Source organism: Acidimicrobiales bacterium, from assembly GCA_036491125.1.
Taxonomy (GTDB): domain Bacteria; phylum Actinomycetota; class Acidimicrobiia; order Acidimicrobiales; family AC-9; genus AC-9.
On sequence record DASXCO010000163.1, the window covers coordinates 1 to 20,388 of the forward strand.

Genomic DNA, 20,388 nt, shown 5'->3' on the forward strand with positions numbered 1-20,388 from the left:
CGTCCAACCCATCCGGTAGGTGTGGAACCGCAGATGCAGCTCGATCAGCCGTGTGACGACGTCGACGTCGTCGTTTGAATATCGGAGCGCCCGCATCCGGTCACGGGCCATGCGCGCCCCCACGACCTCGTGGTGGTGGAATGAGACCCCGTCGGGACCGAAACGGCGAGTCGCCGGCTTGCCGACATCGTGGAGCAAGGCGGCCAGCCGTAGCAGGCGTTCGGGGTGGGCCCGTTCGACCACGGCGATGGTGTGGGCCAACACATCCTTGTGGCGGTGCACCGGGTCCTGCTCGAGCGCCAAGGCGGGCAGCTCCGGCAAGAACGCACCAGCCAGACCGGTGTCACAGAGGAACCACAGCCCGTCCGCCGGACGTTCGACGGTCACCAGCTTGTCCAGCTCGTCGCGGATGCGCTCGGACGAGACGATCCCGAGTCGGTCGTGGAGCTGGCGCACGGCGTCGACGAGCTCCGGCTCGGGCGCCAGGCCATGGCCGGCGATGAACCGCGCCGCTCGCATCATCCTGAGCGGGTCGTCGCTGAACGACACATCGGGGCGCAGGGGCGTACGGAGCCGGTGCTGGGCAAGATCCTGGAGCCCCCCGAAGGGATCGATCAGCTCGACCGCGGGGAGTCGCAGCGCCATGGCGTTCACGGTGAAATCGCGGCGGGACAGGTCGGTCTCGACGTCAGCCGCGAAGCGGACCGTCGGCTTGCGCGAGTCAGGCCGGTAGACCTCGGCCCGGTGCGTGGTGACCTCGTTGCGACGTCCCTTGTGGCGAAAGCCCACGGTGCCGAAGCTCTTGCCCTGCAACCACACGGCGTCGGCCCATCCCCGCACGAGGCTCTCGACCTCGTCGGGAGACGCGTCCGTAGTGAAGTCGAGGTCGACGTCGCCGAGGTCGATGCGCGGATCGGCGATGGCGTCACGCACGGTGCCACCGACCAGATAGAGCGTCCGGCCGGCGGCGACGAACCGCTCCGCCAGCTCGGACGCCTCCTCGATGAGCGGCGCCAGCCGCTCGGGGATCACGGGCTGTTCCTCAGCCGTTGCGGCCGGCTCCCCGGGTGGGCTCGGGGGGGACAGCCCCGCGCTCCCAGATGAGCCTCGACGCTTCGACCACGGCGCCACCAGGGCCCCCTGAAGTGGGCGCCTCGGGCCGGTACGACTCCCCCGCCAGGGCGGCGATCGAGGCAGCGGCCGACTCGGCCAGCGCCGTCAGGTCGTAGCCCCCCTCGAGGAACGCCAGCCGGTGGCCGGGGCCGACCGACCCGACGACCGCGGTCGTCAGATCAGCGAAATCGCCCGCTGACAGGCCCAGGTCGGTCAGCGGATCGGCGCGGTGGCCGTCGAAGCCGGCAGAGACGATCACCCAGCTGGGCTCGAAGGACTCCACGGCGCCCGCCAAGACATCGTCCAATGCCGCTCGGTAGGTGTCACCAGTCGCACCCGGTGGGAAGGGAAAATTGATGGTCGTGCCAACTCCGGCCCCCTCCCCCGTCTCGTCGAGCCGGCCGGTGCCCGGATAGAGAGGAAACTGATGCATCGAGACGTAGAGCACTCTCGGGTCCGAGTAGAAGGCGTCCTGCGTGCCGTTGCCATGGTGGGCGTCCCAGTCGACGATGAGAACTCGCTCCCCCCGGTCGGCGAGGACGGCGGCGGCCACGGCCACGTTGTTGAGCAGACAGAAGCCCATCGCCCGAGCCGGTGTGGCGTGGTGCCCCGGTGGGCGCACAGCCAGAAAGGCGGCGTCGGCCTCACCCCGGTCGAGGCGCTCGATGGCATCGACGCCGGCGCCCGCCGCTACCGTGGCCGCTCGCCACGAGCTTTCGCCTGCCGTGGTGTCGGCGTCGAGCGCGCCGCCACCGGCCCGGCAGAACCGTTCCAGGGCATCGAGGTGCTCGGGCGAGTGGACGCCCTCGAGCTCGGTCCGAGTGGCGGGCCGGGGCGCGAACGGCACGAGGAGGTCCTCCAGGCCGGCGTGCTCGATGCCCTGGGAAACCGCACGCAGCCGAGCAGGTCGCTCGGGATGACCGAACCCGGTGTCGTGATCGAGATAGGCGGAGTGGGTGCCGAAGAGGACGGTCACCACATCGAGGTTATCGGGCGGCAGCGTCGGCGCTCCCCGCAGCTGCCACCGCCCCCAGCTCCCTCTGTAGGCTCCGGGACAAGGTGAGTAGTCCCAACGTCCAGGTCATCCGCTGGGGTGCCGAGCAGGCTCGGATCGGTCCGTGGCAGGGCGACCAGCGGGTCGCCCATCTGAGCCCCGTCGCCGGTACACCGCCCCCCTCGGTGGCCTTCGTGCGCCAGTGCCTCGATCAGCTCGCCGGTCGCGGGTTCTCCCGTGTCGTCACCGGGGCTCTGGCCGTGCCGGAGCAGGCGGCGTTCATCGGCGCCGGGTTCCGGGTGGAGGAAAGCCTCCACGTCCTCAGTGCCGACCTGATCACCGTGATAGACGGGTCGTGGCGCCAGGCCCAGCTGGAGGTGGTCGTCCGCCGGGCTCACAGTGCCGATCGGCCGGGCGTGCTGGCGCTGGACCACCTCGCCTTCGATCCGTTCTGGCAGATCGACGAGGCCGGGCTGATGGACGCGCTGCACGCCACCCCCCGTGCCCGATTCCGGGTGGCCGTGGGCGCGCGACCGGATCCGACCGGGTCGACAGGGATCGCCGGCTATGCGATCACCGGCCGCGCTGGAGGGCACGGCTTCCTGCAGCGCCTCGCCGTGCACCCGACATGGCAGCGTCGTGGAGTGGGGCGGGCGCTGGTGCTAGATGGCCTCGCTTGGTTGGAACGGAGGGGTGTCGAGCGCGCCGTGGTCAATACCCAGCTCGAGAACCGTAAGGCCCTCGCCCTCTACGAGAGTCTCGGCTTCCGACGCGAGGCGCGCGGTCTCTCGGTCCTGAGCGCCGGCGTTCGGCCATGACCCGCCGGGTGGCGAGGCTGACGGCGGTCATCTTGGCTCTCGCGGGAGCCGGCATCTGGGGCGCGGCCGTGACAGGGATCGGTTCGACCGGCGCCGCGGCCGCCAGCGCGGCCAGCTCACCGAGCCGGATCACCCTTGCCCAGCAGACACCCTGGGTCGGTCCTGGCCAGAGTTTCCAGCTCCGCTTGGCCATCTCGTCTGCCGTCCCCCGGGCCAACCTCGCCGTGGCTGTCACCGTGTTCGACCGGCTCACCAGCCGCTCGGCCTTGAGCCAGACGGTGCAGGGGCGCGACGTAGGGGTGCTGCGCGGATTTCCGCCGGTGCCCGTGAGCACCCTGCCGTCCGGCCCGGCGGGCGACGTGATCGTCACCATCCCCGTCGTCTCGTCGCCGCAGTCGCCGGCCGCGCCCGGGTCGCCCGCCAAACCGAGCCTCGATCTCGGCTCCTGTCCCAGCGGGTGCGACGGCGTCTACCCCGTCCAGGTCGAGCTCCAGGACCAGACGGCCAACCGGCCGCTCGACCGCTTCACGACCCACCTCATCTTCGCCCCGGCATCGCCCACCAGCAGCAAGCTGGGATTCACGTGGATCCTGCCGGCCCACGCGCCGCCCGCGCTGGGTCCCGACGGCCGCCGGAGCCTGCCGCCCGATCAGTCCCGCCAGCTCTCGGAGCTGGCTGGATCGCTCGCTCACCACGAGACCGTTCCGGTGACCTTGGCGCCCACGCCCGAGACCGTGCAGGCGCTGGCCGACAGCCCCCGCGCCGCTGATCACCAGACCCTCGCCACGCTGAGCGGAATGGCGGCCGACCCGGTCCAGCAAGTGCTCACCGGGCCCTACGTGCCCGTCAGCCTGCCCGGTCTGGCCGCCGTCGGTCTGGCCGACCAAGCCGTCGCCCAGCTGGCCCGGGGTACACAGGTGCTGGGCACCACCCTTCACGCCCAGACCAACCCGCACACCCTCGCGGCGGTCGGTCCGATCGACCAGGACGACGTGGGACCCCTCCGATCCGAGGGAGTCGACCACCTCGTGGTACCCGATACGAGCCTTGTCTCGTCGGGAAGCAAGCTCACCCTGACCCAGCCCTTCCAGCTGGCGGGGGGCGAGCCGGGCCAGCCCCTGGTCACTGCGGCCGACTCCGGGCTGGCCTCGCACTTCACCGCAGGCGGCGATCAGGTCCTGGCTGCCCACCAGCTGCTCGCGGACCTGGCCGAGATCTACTTCGAGCAGCCGGGGTCGAGCCAACCGCGCGCCGTGGCCGTCGAGACGCCGCTCGACTGGCCGTCAAACTCGGCCTTTCTCACGGCCGCTCTCGACGGCCTGGCCCAGAGCCCGATCGTGCAGCCACTCACCCTGGCGTCACTCGACGCCAACGTTCCCACCGCGGGGTCGGGGGGGGCGCCCGCGGTCCGTCAGCTCGGTACCCAGAGCGACGAGGCACGAGTGCCTGTCGCGGCCCTGCGATCGGCCCAGCGTCGTCTCGGCTCCTTCTCCGCCGTCGTGGGCAACGATCCACGCCTGCTCGGCGAGATGGGAGACATGCTCCTGGTGGGCCAGTCGAGCGACCTGCGCACATCGGAGCAAACCCGCTACATGTCCGGGGTGCAGGACCAGATCGACACCCAGCTGGGCAAGCTGACGCTGGCGCAGGACCGCACCATCACCCTCACGTCCCGCACGGGACGCATCCCCATCACCGTCATCTCCCAGGCCGGCTATACCGTCCACGCCGTCCTCACCGTCGCCAGCGACAAGCTCAGCTTCCCTAACGGCTCGACCCAGGCCCTCGCCCTCGACCGGCGGGACAATCCCGAGTACTTCGACGTCAGCGCCCGCGCCTCGGGCGACTTCCCTCTCTCAGTGTCGCTGATCTCGCCGAACGGCGACCTCGTGCTGCTCAACAGCCGATTCACCGTGCGGTCGACGGCCACCTCGGCGGTCGCCATCGCCTTGTCCGTCGGAGCGGGTGCCTTCCTGCTGGGATGGTGGGGGCGCTCGCTCATCATGCGCCGACGCGAGCAGAGCCGACGGCCGGTGCGGCCCGGACCTTGAGCGACGACACGCTCCCTTGGCCCGTAACACCGGGCACCCCAGCGCCTCCCAGCGGTCCAACGGCGTCCCCGCCACGACGGGCGTGGCCCGCGGCGCTGGGCCGCACCACCGGAGCCATGGCCGTCGGGACGCTCCTGTCACGGCTCACCGGCTTCGCCCGGCTGTTCGTGCTGGCGTACGCGCTCGGCATCAATTCGCTCGCCGACGCCTACAACCTGGCCAACAACACACCGAACATCATCTTCGACCTGGTGATCGGGGGCGTGCTCTCGGCCACCTTCATCCCGGTATTCGTCGACCGATTGTCCACTCGCTCCGAGGACGAGGCGTGGGACGCCATCTCGTCCGTCGTGACCCTCTCGGCCGTGCTGCTCGTCGCCGTGACGATCGTCTTCGAGCTCCTGGCACCGGCGATCATCAACCTCTACACGCTGGGCAACAACTCCGCTACCGCCGGCGACCAGCGAGCAGTGGCCACGATCCTGCTGCGTCTGTTCGCCCCCCAGGTCTTCTTCTACGGGGTAGTGGCACTGATCACGGCCCTGCTCAACTCGCGTCGGCGCTTCGTGGTGCCCATGTTCGTGCCCGTGCTCAACAACCTGGTGGTCATCGGGGTCCTCCTGGAGGTCGCCCACCTCATCCACCACCCGACCCTTCAGGGCATTCGGCACGACCAGGGAATCCTGCTCCTCCTCGGGATCGGGACCACCATGGGCGTCGTGGTCCAGGCCCTCGCCCTGCTCCCCAGCCTGTGGCGGGCCCGCACCCGCCTGCGGTGGCGATGGGACCGGCACAACGACGCGGTCCGGACGATTCTGCGTCTGTCGGGCTGGACCTTCGGCTTCGTGCTCGCCAACCAGGTCGCCAACTTCATCGTCCTGGCGCTGGCCGACACCATCGTCGGTGGGGTGTCGGCCTACAACTACGCGGCCATGTTCTTCCAGCTTCCCTACGGCATCGTGGCCGTGTCGATCATGACCGCCATCCAACCCGACCTCGCTGAACGATGGTCGGTCGCGGATCTCGCCGGCTTTCGCCACCGTCTCAGCGCCGGACTGCGGGCAATCCTCGTCGTCCTGCTGCCGGCCGCTGTCGGCTACCTGGTGCTGGCTCGGCCCATTGTCGCCCTCGTGCTCGGCCATGGCGCCGTCACCGTGGAGGGCACCGACACCACCGCCGCCACGATGGCTCTGTTCGCGGTGGGGATCCCGGGCTTCTCGGCGTACCTGTTCCTGATGAGGGCGTACCAGGCCATGCAGGACACGCGCACCGCTTTCTTCATGTACCTCATCGAGAACGGGATCAACATCGTCCTTGCCTTCGCTCTGTACCGCCCGCTCGGGACGAAGGGGCTGGCCCTCTCCTTCTCGGTCGCCTACACCATCGCCACGGGTGTGGCTCTCTGGGACCTACGGCGCAAGGGCATCGGTGTCGATATCCGCATGATCGCCCGTCCTGTCCTCCGGGTGGCGGTCATCAGCCTGGTGATGGCGTTGGTCGTCGCCCTGGTGTCAGCCTCCCTCGGCTACACCAGCGGGGTCGGCCTGCTGCTGAGAGTCCTCGCCTCCGTCGCCGCCGGCGTCGCCGTGTTCGTGCTGGGCGCCGGGCTGGCTGCCCAGCTGCGGCTCCGAAGGAATCGGGCGTGAGTGAGTGTGGCTCATGTCACCATCAGCGCGCCTCCCAGGTCGTACAGGGGGGCGTACAGCCTCCGATATCCGGAGCGAGGGAGCCATGGGCGGCATCAAGATCGTGACCGACAGCGCCAGCGATCTGGCGCCGGACCTAGCGCAGCAGCACGACATCACGGTCGTGCCGCTCACCATCCGCTTCGGCGACACCGAGTTCCTCGACCGGCGGGACCTCACTCCGGACGAGTTCTGGTCCCGGTGCGCGAGCTCGCCCGTACTGCCGGAGACGGCGGCCCCCTCTCCTGGGGCGTTCCAGCAGGCGTTCCAGGAGGCGGCCGACACCGGCTACGACGGCATCGTCTGCATCTGCCTGTCGGCGGCCGTGTCGGCGACCTTCCAGTCCGCGAGCGCCGCGGCCGAGACCTTGGGGGGCAGGTTCCCGGTCCGGGTGATCGATTCACGCTCGATCACCATGGGTGAGGGGCTTCAGGCGCTGGCGGCTGCTCGGATGAGTGCCGACGGCAAAGGCCTGGAGGACGTGGCCCTGCTCACGCAGGATCTCGTCGCCCGCACCCGATTGTTCGGAGCGATTGACACCCTCGACTACCTCAAGAAGGGCGGCCGTATCAGCGGTGGGCGAGCCCTTCTCGGCTCGCTGCTGTCGTTCAAGCCGATCATCGAGATACGCGACGGCGTGGTCGAGGCGGAGTCGCGGCAGCGCACCCGCACCCGATCACTCCAGTACGTGGTGGACAAGGTCCGCCAGCAAGAACACGTCGAGCAGCTCGCCGTCCTCGACGCGGCGGCGCCGGACATCGAGACCTTCCAGGACATGATCGCCGAGGTCTTCCCCCGCGAGGACACCATCCTGGCCGACGTCGGTCCCATCATCGGGGCCCACTCGGGTCCGGGCACCGTCGGCGTCACTTTCCTCGTGCCCTGAGTCGCCCAGTGCGTCACGCCAGCGCCTCCACCTCCCGGACCGAGGGGTAGTCTCTGTACTCATGACCTCCGTGGGCGGGGCCTCATCGGGCGTGGGCGGGGCCTCATCGGGCGACTGGCCCGCCCAGGCCACCCAGACCGTCGAGACCGTGGTCGTCGCTGTACGCGACAAGTCGGTCAAACCGTTGACCCTGGTGGCCAGGGCGATCGTCTATGGCCTGGTAGCCGGGGCCGTGGCCCTGATGGTGCTCTTGTTGTCGTCCGTCGGCGTGCTGCGCCTGCTCGACATCTACGTCTTCCCAGGCCGGGTCTGGGCCAGCTACACCATGTTGGGCGGAATCTTCACCCTCGCCGGACTGTTCTTGTGGACGCTCAGAAGACCGAAGTCCAAGGGGTGACAGCTTGAGCAGCATTTACGACGTGATCATCGTCGGTTCGGGGCCTGCCGGGCTCACGGCTGCCATCTATGCCGGCCGCGCCAATTTGGCCCCCCTGGTCATCGAGGGTGAGCCGTCCTCCACCGGCGACCAGCCGGGCGGACAGCTCATGCTCACGAGCGACGTCGAGAACTACCCCGGCTTCGTAGACCCGATCATGGGACCCGATCTGATGGGGACATTCCGGGCCCAGGCGGCCCGTTTCGGGGCCGAGCTCCTCACGAGCAAGGTGTCCCGGCTGGACCTATCCGACCGCCCGTTCTCGCTATGGACCGATGGGAGCACTTCAGAGCCGACGTTCCAGGCCCGCTCGTTGATCATCGCCACGGGCGCCCGGGCGCTCTTGCTGGGATTGCCCGCCGAGCAGCGGCTGCTGGGCCGGGGCGTGTCAACCTGTGCCACCTGTGACGGCTTCTTCTTCAAGGAGCGACACCTCGGAGTGGTCGGTGGCGGTGACTCCGCCATCGAGGAGGCTCTGTTCCTCACCAAGTTCGCCAAGACCGTCACAGTGATCCACCGGCGCAAAGAGCTGCGGGCGTCCAAGATCATGCAGGACCGCGCCTTCAGGAATCCCAAGGTCGACTTCCGTTGGGACTCGGAGGTGACTGAGATTCTCGGTGAAGGCGCTGTCAGCGGTGTCCGGCTCCGCGATGTGGCCACCGGCGAGCAGTCCACCCTGGACCTGGGCGGGCTCTTCGTTGCCATCGGCCACGCCCCGAACACCGGCCTGTTCAAAGGTCAGCTGGCCATGGACCAGAACGGCTACATCTCCACCCACGACGGGTCCAAGACCAGCGTGGAGGGAGTCTTTGCCTCCGGGGACGTGCAGGACTCCGTCTACCGTCAGGCCGTCACCGCGGCCGGGTCTGGCTGCATGGCCGCCATCGACGCGGAGCGCTGGCTGGAGGCGACGGAGCACGCGGCTGCGCAGGCGCGATCATCTGCATGATGCAGCCCGAGCGTCTCACCCGATGGAATGGTGAGCGCACGAGCGCTGTTCGCACTGGCAGGTAGCATGGCTCGAACCGATTCGAGGAGGTCCACTGACAGTGCCCCCCAGCATCGTCACCCTCAGTGACAGCAACTTCGACGAGGAGGTCAAGTCATCGGAGGAGCCCGTGCTCGTCGATTTCTGGGCCGAGTGGTGCGGACCGTGCAAGATGGTCGCCCCGATCCTCCAGGAGATCGCGACCGAGCAGGAGGGGCATCTGCGGATCGGGAAGCTCAACATCGACGAGAACCTCGAGACGGCCCGTCGCTTCGAGGTGATGAGCATCCCGACGCTCATCCTGTTCAGGGACGGTGAGCCCCAGCTCCGCATCATCGGCGCCAAGGGCAAGGGTCAGCTCCTGCAGGAGCTGCAGAGCGTTCTCTAAGAGAGCTCGCGCTGCAGCGGGGCGCCAGCGGGGAGAACGTCAAGGACCTCCAACGTCGGTTGGCGGTCATCGACCTGTCGATCGTCGACGACGCTCCGGGTCGGTTCGGCGCCCAGACCGAAGTTGCCGTCAAGGAATTCCAGCAGCGCCGAGGCCTACGGATCGACGGGGTCTGCGGGCCCCAAACCTGGTCCGCGCTCGTCGAAGCCGGCTATCGGCTGGGCGACCGCCTCCTGTACCGCCGCACCCCTATGGTGCGTGGCGACGACGTCGCCGAGCTCCAACAGCGGCTCGGCGCACTGGGCTTCGACACCCGTCGCGTCGATGGCATCTTCGGGGATGACACCTCCCTCGCCCTCTCGGACTTCCAGCGAAACGTCGGCCTGACCGCGGACGGCATCCTGGGACGCTCCACGGTGGACGAGCTGTACCGAATCCAAGCGCGCAGCCAGGGGCCCGAGCTGGTCAGCGACGTCCGCGAGCGGGAGACGCTTCGCCAAGGACCCCGCACGCTCCAGGGACGTCGGATCGCGCTCGGCGAGCAGGGCGGGCTCGGCGCGGCTGTCGCCACCATCGCACGGGCCCTCACCGCCGCCGGCGCCGACGTCGTGGACCTCCACCACCCCGACGGATCCCGACAGGCGGCGGACGCCAATGCGGTCGCTGCCGAGGTGTACCTGGGCCTGCTGCTCGATCCCTGGGCCGGCGGCTGCTCGAGCTCCTTCTACGCCGGATACCGCTACGAGTCTCCCGGTGGTCGACGCCTGGCCGAGCTGGTCCAGGCCACCGTTCCAGCGCAGCTGTGCGTCCCCGATCGAGGGGCACGCGGCATGTCCCTCCCCGTCCTCCGCGAGACGAGGATGCCCGCCGTCCTGTGTGAGCTCGGACCGTCGCTGATGCTGGTCGAGCGTTCCCATGACGTCGCCGGCGCCGTCCGTGAGGCCCTGGACACTTGGGTCGGCGCCACCTGGGACTGAACCTGAGGCGCTGCTCGAGCAAATCCACAACCTCTTCCACAGATTGTGGATAACGCTCTAGGTGTCCTAGAGGATAAGCCTCAAGGGCTAGTCGAGGTCGAGGGTTCGCCGACCATGACCCGATAGATCCGCTCCAGATCCTCGAGAGTGGCGAACTCGACGGTCATTTTGCCCTTTTTCGACCCCATTTCGATGCTGACTCGCGTGTCGAGGTGGCCCGAGAGCAGCTCCTCGAGCTCGAGCAACCCCGGTGGCCGGAGTCGCGGTGGGGCATGAGCGGCCGGAGTCGCGGTCGCCGTGGGCGCCGCGGCCTCGTCGGCGGCGCTCGTGTCGGCGGCCGGCTGGACAGCCCGCTGCCGTATGGCGTCCTCCACGGCGCGGACCGAGAGACCCTCAGCCACGGCCCGCCGAGCAAGCTGCTCCTGAAAGCCGCGGTCCGGCGTACCGAGCAGCGCCCGGGCGTGTCCCGCGGACAGCTGCGCGTCGATGACCAGTCGTTGGAGCCCGGGGGGGAGCTGAAATAGCCGCAGCGTGTTCGAGACACTCGCTCTCGTCCTCCCCACCCGGGAAGCGACCTCCTCATGGGTGAGCCCGAAGTCCTCGATGAGCTGCTGGTAGGCCGCGGCTTCCTCCATGGGGTTGAGGTCCTCGCGATGAAGGTTCTCGACGAGTGCCTGGGTCATGCTGGCAACGTCATCAGCCGTGCGCACCAGGGCCGGGATCGTCACAAGGCCGGCTCGCTTGGCTGCCCGCCATCGGCGTTCGCCGGCGACGAGCTCGTAGGCTTCTCCGTCACGCCGGACGAGTATCGGCTGAAGGACGCCAACCTCTCGTATCGAAGCGGTCAACGACGCGAGCGTCTCTTCGTCGAAATTCTCCCGTGGTTGGTGCGGATTAGGGTGAATAGAGCTGATGGGTATATCAAGAAGAGCGGAGCCCCGATCGGACGCCGCCTCCGACGGGATCAGTGCCCCGAGCCCTTTACCCAATGCGCTGCGACGCGCCACCACTGACCTCCTTGGCCAACTCCCGATAGGCGAGGGCACCCCGGGAGGACGAGTCAAACAAGATGATCGGCAGACCGAATGACGGGGCCTCGGAGAGACGCACGGTCCTCGGGACGATGCTCCGACAGACCTTGTCGCCGAAGTGTTTGCGGATCTCCTCCGCAACTTCGTCGGACAGCTTGGTCCTGGCGTCGAACATCGTGAGGATGATCGTGCTCAGATCCAGCGTCGGATTGAGATTCACCCTCACCAACTCGACGTTCCGCAGCAGCTGCCCGAGGCCCTCCAGCGCGTAGTACTCACACTGGATGGGCACGAGCACCTCGCCGGCGGCGGCCAACCCGTTCACCGTCAGCAACCCCAACGACGGGGGACAGTCGATCATGGTGAAGTCGAAGTCCTGATCTGCGCCCTCAATGGCGCGACGTAGTCGGAGCTCCCGGCTGAACGCCGGTACGAGCTCGATCTCCGCCCCCGCCAGGTTGATCGTCGCCGGAACGAGAAAGAGGTTCCGCAGGTTCGTCGGCTCGATGCAGTCCTCCAGCGACGTCTCGTGCATGATGACGTCGTAGACGGACAGTTCCAGATTGCGTGAGTTGATGCCGAGCCCGGTTGTGGCGTTCCCCTGAGGATCGAGATCGATCACCAGTACTCGATAGCCCAGCTCGGCCAGCGCCGCACCGAGGTTTACGGCGGTGGTGGTCTTGCCGACGCCACCCTTCTGGTTGGCAATGGCGAGCACCCGCGGGAGCTGATGCGTCCGAACCTCGTCCACCTCCTCGGCGGGAACTTCGACTGCATCTTCGCCCACCTGCTGCCGACCGTCCCCAGTGGTTGACGGCGTGGTCGAGGTGTCCTCGGCATCTTCGTGGCGGGTGCCAACGGTCTGCGCTGCGGTCGATGATCCGCGGCGAACGCTCGGCTCGCCTGCACCTGCGCCCGCGGTTGAGTCCGGCGCCCCTTCGTCTGGCTTCGCTCGTGGGCGGTTGGCCGCCTTGCGTGCCGATCGCGCCTTCTTCGCCGCGGTGGGGGCGGCCCCGCCGGACTTGCGATTGGTCCCACCCGGTGAGCGGGTTGATCCGGTGGCAGGGACGGCATCCCCGTCGCTCGCGTCCTCCGGCTTCGCGCTGAGCGCCGCTGCCTTCGTCGGCGGACGGCGTGGCTCCGCCGGCTCGGAGCGTGATGAACCACCAGTCGCCGTCGGGGCGGAGGCGCCGGGCGGCGTCGGTGGCGCACTCAGCTTGACGGGAGGTGGCTCGATCTCCCCCCTGTCCATTGATGGCGGTGCGTCTGGCGCAGTCTCGTCCTCGAGTTCGTTGCTCACGTCATCCGGCCTATCTCTCCGCTCCTCCTGGAGCACAACGATGCCGTCTTGCTCCTCGGGCTCGCTTGGGCGCTCGTTCGCAGGCATCTGAGGCTGGTCGGAGGAGGCATCGTCCGTGTCGCGGGTGTTGCCGCTGCTGCGAAAACGCCGGAAGATGCCTCGCCCGCGGGGCACCCGATCGACAGGAGGTTCTTCCAAGATCCGTATCCTCGCCCGACCGCCGGAATTGGGTCAACTACACCCCGACGCTTCGCCGCACCGGGGTTCGGACACAGAGTTTCGCGAATTTGCGGCGTCGGCAAGGGAAAGTTGCCGGATTCTCTCGGTTGTTCGTCGGAAACGGGACCTCGCGATGAGCCCGGCGGGCGCCCTACAGCCCGTAGCGCTGCTTCATGGCCACATACCGGCGCCAGGCGTACTCGTCGCGGGTCGGGCTGACGTACCTATCGAGCAGCGGCAAGATCACACTATGGAGATACTTTCCCCTCGCCATCCATTGGTAATAGGAGCGCCCGCCATGCTCGTATGGACCGTAGAGCCGCCCCCCGGGAAAGTTCGTGTCGATCCACTGGAAGAGCGACTCACGGCGCGTATGCATTCGAAGCGACACCTGGGGTTGCCGACCGTCTCCACCGAAATGGCCCTCACCAATGAGCAACCCCACCAAGAACCCCGTGTCGAAGTCGCTCGCCCCCGCCGTCTCCGCCAACACACCCCCCTGCTGGCTTGTTTCACCGCAAGGTACCACGTGAAACCATGGTGGAGCGCGGAGTGTGCTGTCGTCGTCCCCGCGCGAGTAGGCCAGTGCTGGCCTGTGCCACTCAGATCGTTGGCGCTGGACGCCTCCGCCGCTCCCTCCGAAGGACTGGTGCTGTCACCAGCCCGTCGCGTGGTCGAAACGAGGTCCAGGCGACAGCCCTGCCCGCCTCATTGCCCTACGGGCGGGTTCCTACTCCCAGGGCCCCCCTGTGAGGTGCCCGAGCCACTCCCACGGGGTGTTCCTGGGCGGTTCCTCCCGCGAGCGATCATCCGCAGCGATTCAAGGCCGTGGCGGCCGGCCACGAGCTCGTGAGCATCGAGGTGACAGCAGCCGCCGGCCGCGTTCGGCCAACCCAGTCGGCAGCAGGGCGCGGTCGTGACCAGCCACCGTTCAGGCTCGGAGCGGGGGGACGCAGCTCTCTGGCGCGAGCTGCCGGCTTGCTCGAGCCAGGTGTTTCACCGCAGAGATCCACGTGGAACACCCAATCCACCCGCTAGCGGACGGCAAAGCGCCGCGATCCGACGGCGCGGACCGTTCCTATGAGATCGACCCGCTCAGGGCATTGCGCCGCAGTTGGGCAACCACGAGGGCCCTGTCGCACCTTTCGGTCGAGACGGCCGATGACCGGACGGCAAATCCGGGCTGGTGGATGATGTTTCACCGCAAGGATCCACGTGACACCGGAGCGTCACATCTGAGCGGGGCGGCGGTCGCTCCCAGACGGTGAGGTGGGCATCTCCAGTCCCTACACGTGATCGAGGCCTGTGGTCCGTAGGTTCTCTGGAGAATCCTCCAGCAGCCGCCAGGCTCGGACGGCCCCGTCGCTGATCTCGGCGATCCAAATCAACGTCAGCTGCTGCTCCTCCTCATCAGAGAGTCCGAGGTGGGACCCCGTCGTGTGCCCGAGAACTGCCACCTCGCTGTCGCGCTGGGCGATTCGATGGGGGTGGATGACGTACTCGGGGAAATTGTGCGCATAGCCGGACCAGGCCTCGATGTTCGCCTGGCGCCCGGTCAGGGGTGGTTCGTCGAACACCTCGAGCTGGTGATCCTCGCTCATCAGATCGCCCAGCCCATCGACGTCTCGGCGATTGATGCAGTCGATGAAGCTGATCGCCGTGGCGATCGGAGGCCGCTGCCGTCCTGCCATGGACCGGAGCGTACGTCGCTGTCCCAAAGGCCGTGAGCAAGCAACAAGCGTCAATGGCCGATCTGCCGGCCCTTACCCGGGCGCCGCGGGCTGAGCCCAATCTCCCGAGCAGACCCTTATGACCCCAAGAGGTGGTCAGTCGACGGACCGGGCCCGATTGCGAAGAACGGGACGGTGCGGCGAGCTGGCTCGCCTGGTGGAACGAGACGTCGTGCTCGGCTCGCTGGAGCCGCCTGTTTCACCGCAGGGATCCACGTGGAACAAGGCGGTCAGGTCAGGCCAACCCCGGAGAGCGTCAGAACAGCGGGCGTTTCGCCGGTATCCCCGGCCGGCGGGGATAGATGTCCGGGCACGGATGGGCCTGCACCAGGACCTGGTACGAGAAGTCCTCACGATGGACGTAGAGAGGCTCTAGTCCGAGCTCGGCCAGCTCCGACGCGGGCCATCGGGACTGAGCCTCGGGCCCATCCGCCGGTGGCTCGGAGACCGCCATCCGCCCGCCGATCCGCAGGAACGGCGCTCCGCACTCGGCCGTCACCGCCGGCCGGCCGAACCCTCGCGCCACGACGAGATCGAAATTTCCCCGCTCGAAGGGATCACGTGCCCTTGTCTCAGCTCGGGCTCGCACGACGGAGACCCGCGAGCTCAGATCGAGCGCATCGATCGCCTCACTGAGGAAGGTCGTACGACGAAGGTTGGCGTCGAGGAGCTCCACGTGGACGCCAGGTCGGGCGCTGGCCAGCACGAGACCTGGGAGTCCGCCGCCGCTGCCCAGATCGAGGACCCGAGCGCCGTTCAGGACGAAGCCATTCTCGTCACCGACCGACGACAGCGCCCGCAAGAAGCCCAGTGCATGCTCGATATGCGAGCCCAGATCTCCTGAGCCGATGAGGTGCTGCCGCTGTGCCTCGGACAGCACAGCGGCGAGACGAGGATCCAGCTCCGTCATCGCGCCCCAGGTCGCTGAACCTGAAGCCCGACCGCCATAATCACCCCACCGCCAGCGGCCCGAACGGGAACCGGAACCGGCACTGCTGGCCGGTCAATGCAACGTCAGTCGCCGTCGGGTGCGACGACGACCCGCCGCTGGGGCTCGAGGCCCTCTGAGCGGGTAGCGACGCCGTCGATCGCATTGACGGCGTCGTGGATCACCTTCCGGTCCGGCGGCGTCATGGGCTCGAGCTGCTGCTCGTTTCCTGACTCCCGCACCTCATCGGCGACCTGGCGAGCGAAGCGCTCCAACGCGGCCCGTCGCTTCTGGCGGTAACCAGCCACGTCGACCAGCACACGGGCTGTCTGTCCGCCCGTATGGCGCTGCACAACGGTCCGGGTCAACTCCTGGAGCGACGCCAGCGTGGCCCCCTTGTGTCCGATCAGGAGCCCCAGGTCTTGACCTTGCACCGAGACCTCGACCGTCTCCTCGTCCAACTCGACGACCTCGACCGTGCCACTGGCACCGAACCGGTCGAGCAGATCCGACACGAACAAACGGGCCATCTCGCCCTGCTCGGCCACTGACGCCTCGTCTTCCATCGCTTTCGCTCCATTCCGTGCCGGCCGTCGCCCTTGAGGCGGTGGGCTGACCGCCGCCGCAGGTTCAGCCGAATCCTTGGGCTTGCTGGTGGTGCGAGGCCGTGACTTCCGCCGACGCTCCCGCCGGTCGTCCTTGGGCCGTGGCCTGGTCGGCCTCACTCGGGCACGGACCCTCGCTTCGGTCCTGATGCGCCCAAACAGCCCGCTCTTGGGTTCAGCGAGCAACTCGAACTCAGCGTCGTCCTCGCCGACCCCGAGGCGATCGAGGGCTGCCTCCTTGGCCTCGTCGACGCTGCGACCTGTCGTTTCCACCCATTCCATCTTGCTAACGGGGCTGTGGGGAGAGCGCCGCGATCACCGGCTCTTCCTGGTCCGCTTGGACTGGGAGCGATGCGGCTTCTGCCGCGGTGCTTTCGACCAGTCGGCCTTCGCTCCATCCGGTGCCTTCGCTCCATCCGGTGCCTTCGCCCCATCCGGCGCCTTCGCCCCATCCGGTGCCTTCGCCCCGCCCCGCGACCTTCCTCCGCCAGGCGCCCTTCCCCCGCCCGGGGACCTCGCGCCACCGGCGGCTCCATCGGCGTCCTTCGACGCACCGTCGGCCGCGTTCGACGTCCTGTCGGCGGACTCCGACCCGTTCGTGGCCTTGGCCTCGATCGCCTTTGGCTGGGTGGACCGTGACCGCTGCTGTCGGCCAGCCCGCTGACGGTCGGCCTGGCCGTTGCCGTCGGCCTTGGCCGACGTGTCGCGCCGTGGTGCCTGACCACCGGGCTTTCTCGAAGAAGGGCCTGGTTTGACCTCTTTGACGTCGATCGGCTTCTTATCACCAGCCCGGTCGACGGGCTTCTCCTTTGGCGCGTGCGACCGCACCTGCGGGTCGTACCGGAACATCAGCTCCTGCTGACCGATCCGGGCGAGGCTGGAGACTATGAAATAGATGTTCACGGCGCCCGGGATCCCAATATAAATGACGCTGAAGAACAGCGGCATAAATTTCTGTATCTTCTGCATCTGGGGGTTCGCCGCCGCCGCAGCAGGGTTCCGTGCGCTGAGCTGCCGCAGCTGTAGGTACTGCAGGCCAATGGCAATGACGATAATTAGGTAGAACGGAAGTGCCGTAAAAAATGTGCCGTGAACCGACGTCGCCGACTTCGACAGATCGACGCCGAAGGAGACCATCTGACCGTGCGCGGCCACCAGATCGTGATAAAGCTGAGTGGAATGACTGATGTACTTGGGCTCGGCAATGCCATTGGTTACGGTTGTCAGTCCCCGGATCACTGAATAGAGGATGAAGAAGACAGGGAGTTGCAAGATCAGCGGCAGGCATCCGCCCAGGGGATTGATCTTGTTCTCCTTGTAGAACTTCATCATTTCTTCGTTGAGCTTCTGCCGGTCGCCCTTGTACTTCGTCTGCATCTTCTTCATCTCGGGCTGCAGCTTCTGCATAGCGAGCATCGACCGGGTGCTCTTGAGCGTGAGGGGGCTCAGCACGACCATCACGATCAGCGTGAGCAGCGCGATGGCGATCGCGTAGTTGGGGATCAGCGCGTAGCAGTAGGACAGGAGCGAGGCGATGGCCTGGTACAGAGGGTTCAGTACTTGGCCTAGGTCCATGAAAGCTCCCTAGCTGGGGACGGGGTCGACGCCATGGCCTCCCCAGGGGTGGCAGCGGGCGATCCGGCGCAAGCCGAGCCAGACACCGCGGGCGGCGCCGTGTCGTTCGATGGCTTCCGCCGTGTAGGCGGAGCAGGTCGGCCAGTATCGACAGTGGGATGGGCGGCCGAGCCGAGCAGTCTGGTACCCGCGAACGGCAGCAATGAGGGCGCGTTGCGAGGCGTTCACGACCTGCCGCCCTTTGCGACAGCCTGTAAGCCCTCCGACACGATCGTCCTCAACTCTCCGTACGACAGCCCTGCAGCAGCCGGGGCCGCCGCAATCAGGTAGGCACCGGGCTGTAAATCCGAGCCGAGCTCGGAGGCGACAGCCCGCAACCGCCGACGCAGGCGATTGCGGTGGACAGCTCCTCCGACTCTGCGGCCAATGGCGTAGGCAACCCGGGGAGTGCTCCCCGGCTCGTCCTCCACAAAGGATATCGTGATCGGACCTCTACGCACCCGCCGCGATGACCCCCGCAGGGCCTGGAACGTCCCCCGGTCGCTGATCCGCCACGGCCCGCCGGGTGCCACCGTGCCGTCTACGGGGTCACGCGGACAGGCGGTGTCGGCCTTTCCTCCGCCGGGCCTGGACGATCGCTCGCCCGGCGCGTGTCGACATACGGTGACGAAACCCATGATTCTTGGCCCGCTTGCGGTTGTTCGGCTGGAACGTGCGCTTCACCCTGGCCTCCTCTCGCGCTCAGCCTAGACGGCTTGAGCAGGTCGGACGAGCCGGGGTTCCGGCCAACATTCGTGCGCCAGCTGGGGATCCCCTCCCGCCGGTGGCCGGGCCCCACCCGGAGCCCGACCGCTGTGGACATCTGCGCCGCCGCCGGACGACTGGTTCCCGAAGATCGCTACAGACGCGGCGACCTGCTGATGCTACGGTGCCAGTTCCGGCGGGACCCCAAAGGCGATGTCGGGCTTGGCTCTCCTTCCCCAGGGCCCAGCACATTCATTGGCGGTCAGGCTCCACCGGGGAGCGAGTAATCCACACACGACTTATCCACAATTGTGGATCTCCCTGTGGAGATCGGGTGACAGGGAGGCGGACATCCTGGTGACGGAAGCCCAACACCTGTGGACGCAGTGCTCCGCCATGCTTCGCGCCCAGGTGTCCGACGCCACCTGGCGGACCTGGTTCGAGGCCGTCCATCCGGTGGGCGTCGAGGACGGCACGCTCGTCCTCGCCGTCCCCAGCGCCCTGGCCAAGGAGCGGATCGAGGGGCGCTACCTCGGCCTGGTGCGAGACATCATGTCCGACGCCACTGGAAACGAGCTCCCCGTCCGCTTCGACGTCCGCACCGAGCACCGGTCACGCGACGACCTCTCTCACCTGGGCATACCCACGACCCCGGGCTGGCAGGACCCCGCCGTGCGAGACCCCACGATGCCGGACCCGACCCTTAACTCGGCCCAAGCGGTGCCACCCAAGGCCGTTCAGATCAAAGAGACCCCTCTCGACCTTCGTTACACGTTCGACGTTTTCGTGACCGGCGCTTCCAATCGATTCGCCCACGCCGCTGCGCTCTCGGTGGCGGAGACTCCCGCCAAGTCCTACAACCCCCTGTTCATCCACGGCAACGCTGGTTTGGGAAAGACCCACCTGCTGCATGCCATCGGTAACTACGTCAGGGAGAACTTCCCCACGCGCCATGTTCGCTACGTCTCCACAGAGACCTTCATGAACGAGTTCGTCGATGCCATCCGGACCAACACGACGACATCGTTCAAGCGTCGTTACCGGGAGTGCGACGTCCTCCTCGTCGACGACATCCAGTTCATGGAGAACAAAGAAGGCCTCCAGGAAGAGTTCTTCCACACGTTCAACTCCCTGTACGGCGCGACGAAACAGATCGTCATCACGTCGGACCGGCCGCCCCGATCGATCGCCACTCTGGAGGACCGCCTCCGCAGTCGCTTCCTTTCCGGCCTGGTCACAGACGTGCAACCACCAGAGCTCGAGACCCGCCTTGCCATCCTGCGAGAGAAAGCCGAAGGTGAACAGGCATCGATGCCGGACGAAGTACTCGAGTTCATCGCCACCAATGTCACCGACAACATCCGAGAGCTCGAGGGCGCCCTCATACGGGTTGCCGCTTTTGCCAGTCTCAATGACCAACAGGTGGATCTGGAGTTGGCCCAGCGAGTCCTCGCCGACATCGTGAACACCCGCGAGCCCCGGCGAATCACCCCTCGGTTGATCCTCGAATCAACCGCCACGACCTTCGGCTTCAGCGTCGAGGAGCTCTGTGGCACCAGCCGCCGCCGCCCACTGGTAACGGCCCGGCAGATCGGCATGTACGTGTTCCGCGAGCTCACCGATTTCAGCTATCCAGCCATCGCCCGCGAGTTCGGCGGCCGAGACCACACCACTGTCATTCACGCCGTGGAGAAAGTCTCGGCCCTCATGAAGGAACGTCGCCAGATCTACGACCAGGTCACCGAGCTCCTCCACCTGATCAAGAGCGGTGGATGACCCTGTGCATCCAACCTCAGATCCTGTGGACGGTGTCGACGTTGTCCCCCGCGATGTCGCCGCATGCGCCCAAGCCTGTGGGATCCTGGGGATAATGCGGGAAGAGCAACAACGACCCTGACCTGGTGCTTCATTGGTTGGTCC

20 protein-coding genes are annotated in these 20,388 nt (G+C 67.4%); 9 read left to right on the forward strand and 11 right to left on the reverse strand.

Annotation, left to right across the window (positions count from 1 at the left end; all coding sequences use genetic code 11):
* Together VGF64_12705 and VGF64_12710 are read right to left on the reverse strand one after the other, a co-directional pair.
* A partial coding sequence (locus VGF64_12705) for an HDIG domain-containing protein (GenBank protein ID HEY1635613.1) occupies positions 1–1,032 on the reverse strand: 1,032 nt, incomplete at its 3' end.
* A 10-nt stretch (positions 1,033–1,042) separates the two neighbouring features.
* On the reverse strand, positions 1,043–2,089 hold the full coding sequence (locus VGF64_12710; protein HEY1635614.1) for a histone deacetylase: 1,047 nt from the start codon (positions 2,087–2,089) through the stop codon (positions 1,043–1,045).
* Between the two features lie 83 nt (positions 2,090–2,172).
* Here VGF64_12710 and VGF64_12715 point away from each other — a divergent pair, with 83 nt between their 5' ends.
* The 8 genes from VGF64_12715 to VGF64_12750 all read left to right on the forward strand — a co-directional run bounded on the left by VGF64_12715 (position 2,173) and on the right by VGF64_12750 (position 10,336).
* A complete protein-coding gene (locus VGF64_12715; GenBank protein ID HEY1635615.1) occupies positions 2,173–2,925 on the forward strand; it encodes a GNAT family N-acetyltransferase in 753 nt (250 codons plus the stop codon).
* An 8-nt stretch (positions 2,926–2,933) separates the two neighbouring features.
* Positions 2,934–4,976: a DUF6049 family protein gene (locus VGF64_12720; protein ID HEY1635616.1), complete on the forward strand. Its 2,043-nt coding sequence runs from the start codon at positions 2,934–2,936 to the stop codon at positions 4,974–4,976.
* Entirely contained in the window at positions 4,907–6,622 is a 1,716-nt protein-coding gene (gene murJ / locus VGF64_12725) for a murein biosynthesis integral membrane protein MurJ (GenBank protein ID HEY1635617.1), read from the forward strand. Before VGF64_12720 ends, murJ begins: the two co-directional genes overlap by 70 nt.
* Positions 6,623–6,707: 85 nt before the next feature.
* On the forward strand, positions 6,708–7,547 hold the full coding sequence (locus VGF64_12730) for a DegV family protein (protein ID HEY1635618.1): 840 nt from the start codon (positions 6,708–6,710) through the stop codon (positions 7,545–7,547).
* 61 nt (positions 7,548–7,608) lie between these two features.
* Complete coding sequence (locus VGF64_12735; GenBank protein HEY1635619.1) at positions 7,609–7,944, forward strand: hypothetical protein; 336 nt, start codon at positions 7,609–7,611, stop codon at positions 7,942–7,944.
* A gap of 4 nt (positions 7,945–7,948) precedes the next feature.
* On the forward strand, positions 7,949–8,932 hold the full coding sequence (trxB, locus tag VGF64_12740) for a thioredoxin-disulfide reductase (protein HEY1635620.1): 984 nt from the start codon (positions 7,949–7,951) through the stop codon (positions 8,930–8,932).
* Positions 8,933–9,032: 100 nt separating this feature from the next.
* A complete protein-coding gene (trxA, locus tag VGF64_12745; GenBank protein ID HEY1635621.1) occupies positions 9,033–9,359 on the forward strand; it encodes a thioredoxin in 327 nt (108 codons plus the stop codon).
* An 11-nt stretch (positions 9,360–9,370) separates the two neighbouring features.
* Positions 9,371–10,336, forward strand: coding sequence for a peptidoglycan-binding protein (locus VGF64_12750; GenBank protein HEY1635622.1), 966 nt, complete (start codon positions 9,371–9,373; stop codon positions 10,334–10,336).
* Positions 10,337–10,416: 80 nt separating this feature from the next.
* Here the strand turns inward: VGF64_12750 and VGF64_12755 are convergent, their stop codons facing one another.
* The 9 genes from VGF64_12755 to rpmH form a co-directional block, all read right to left on the reverse strand.
* Complete coding sequence (locus VGF64_12755; protein ID HEY1635623.1) at positions 10,417–11,382, reverse strand: ParB/RepB/Spo0J family partition protein; 966 nt, start codon at positions 11,380–11,382, stop codon at positions 10,417–10,419.
* Positions 11,318–12,154, reverse strand: a complete 837-nt coding sequence (locus VGF64_12760; protein ID HEY1635624.1) for an AAA family ATPase — start codon at positions 12,152–12,154, stop codon at positions 11,318–11,320. Before VGF64_12760 ends, VGF64_12755 begins: the two co-directional genes overlap by 65 nt.
* An 883-nt stretch (positions 12,155–13,037) precedes the next feature.
* Positions 13,038–13,265 (reverse strand): hypothetical protein, encoded by a 228-nt coding sequence (locus VGF64_12765; protein HEY1635625.1) that lies wholly within the window; start codon positions 13,263–13,265, stop codon positions 13,038–13,040.
* 907 nt (positions 13,266–14,172) lie between these two features.
* Positions 14,173–14,577, reverse strand: coding sequence for a nuclear transport factor 2 family protein (locus VGF64_12770; GenBank protein HEY1635626.1), 405 nt, complete (start codon positions 14,575–14,577; stop codon positions 14,173–14,175).
* A gap of 295 nt (positions 14,578–14,872) precedes the next feature.
* On the reverse strand, positions 14,873–15,526 hold the full coding sequence (locus VGF64_12775) for an RsmG family class I SAM-dependent methyltransferase (GenBank protein HEY1635627.1): 654 nt from the start codon (positions 15,524–15,526) through the stop codon (positions 14,873–14,875).
* Positions 15,527–15,630: 104 nt separating this feature from the next.
* Positions 15,631–16,431, reverse strand: a complete 801-nt coding sequence (gene jag, locus VGF64_12780) for an RNA-binding cell elongation regulator Jag/EloR (GenBank protein HEY1635628.1) — start codon at positions 16,429–16,431, stop codon at positions 15,631–15,633.
* Between the two features lie 33 nt (positions 16,432–16,464).
* A complete protein-coding gene (gene yidC / locus VGF64_12785; GenBank protein ID HEY1635629.1) occupies positions 16,465–17,724 on the reverse strand; it encodes a membrane protein insertase YidC in 1,260 nt (419 codons plus the stop codon).
* Between the two features lie 9 nt (positions 17,725–17,733).
* The gene (gene yidD, locus VGF64_12790) at positions 17,734–17,952 is read right to left on the reverse strand and encodes a membrane protein insertion efficiency factor YidD (GenBank protein HEY1635630.1); all 219 of its coding nucleotides are present in this window, start codon (positions 17,950–17,952) and stop codon (positions 17,734–17,736) included.
* Positions 17,953–18,312: 360 nt separating this feature from the next.
* Positions 18,313–18,447, reverse strand: a complete 135-nt coding sequence (gene rpmH, locus VGF64_12795) for a 50S ribosomal protein L34 (protein ID HEY1635631.1) — start codon at positions 18,445–18,447, stop codon at positions 18,313–18,315.
* 378 nt (positions 18,448–18,825) lie between these two features.
* On the opposite strand from rpmH, the gene dnaA reads away from it, so the two are divergent.
* Positions 18,826–20,244, forward strand: a complete 1,419-nt coding sequence (dnaA, locus tag VGF64_12800) for a chromosomal replication initiator protein DnaA (protein HEY1635632.1) — start codon at positions 18,826–18,828, stop codon at positions 20,242–20,244.
* Positions 20,245–20,388 lie beyond the last annotated feature (144 nt).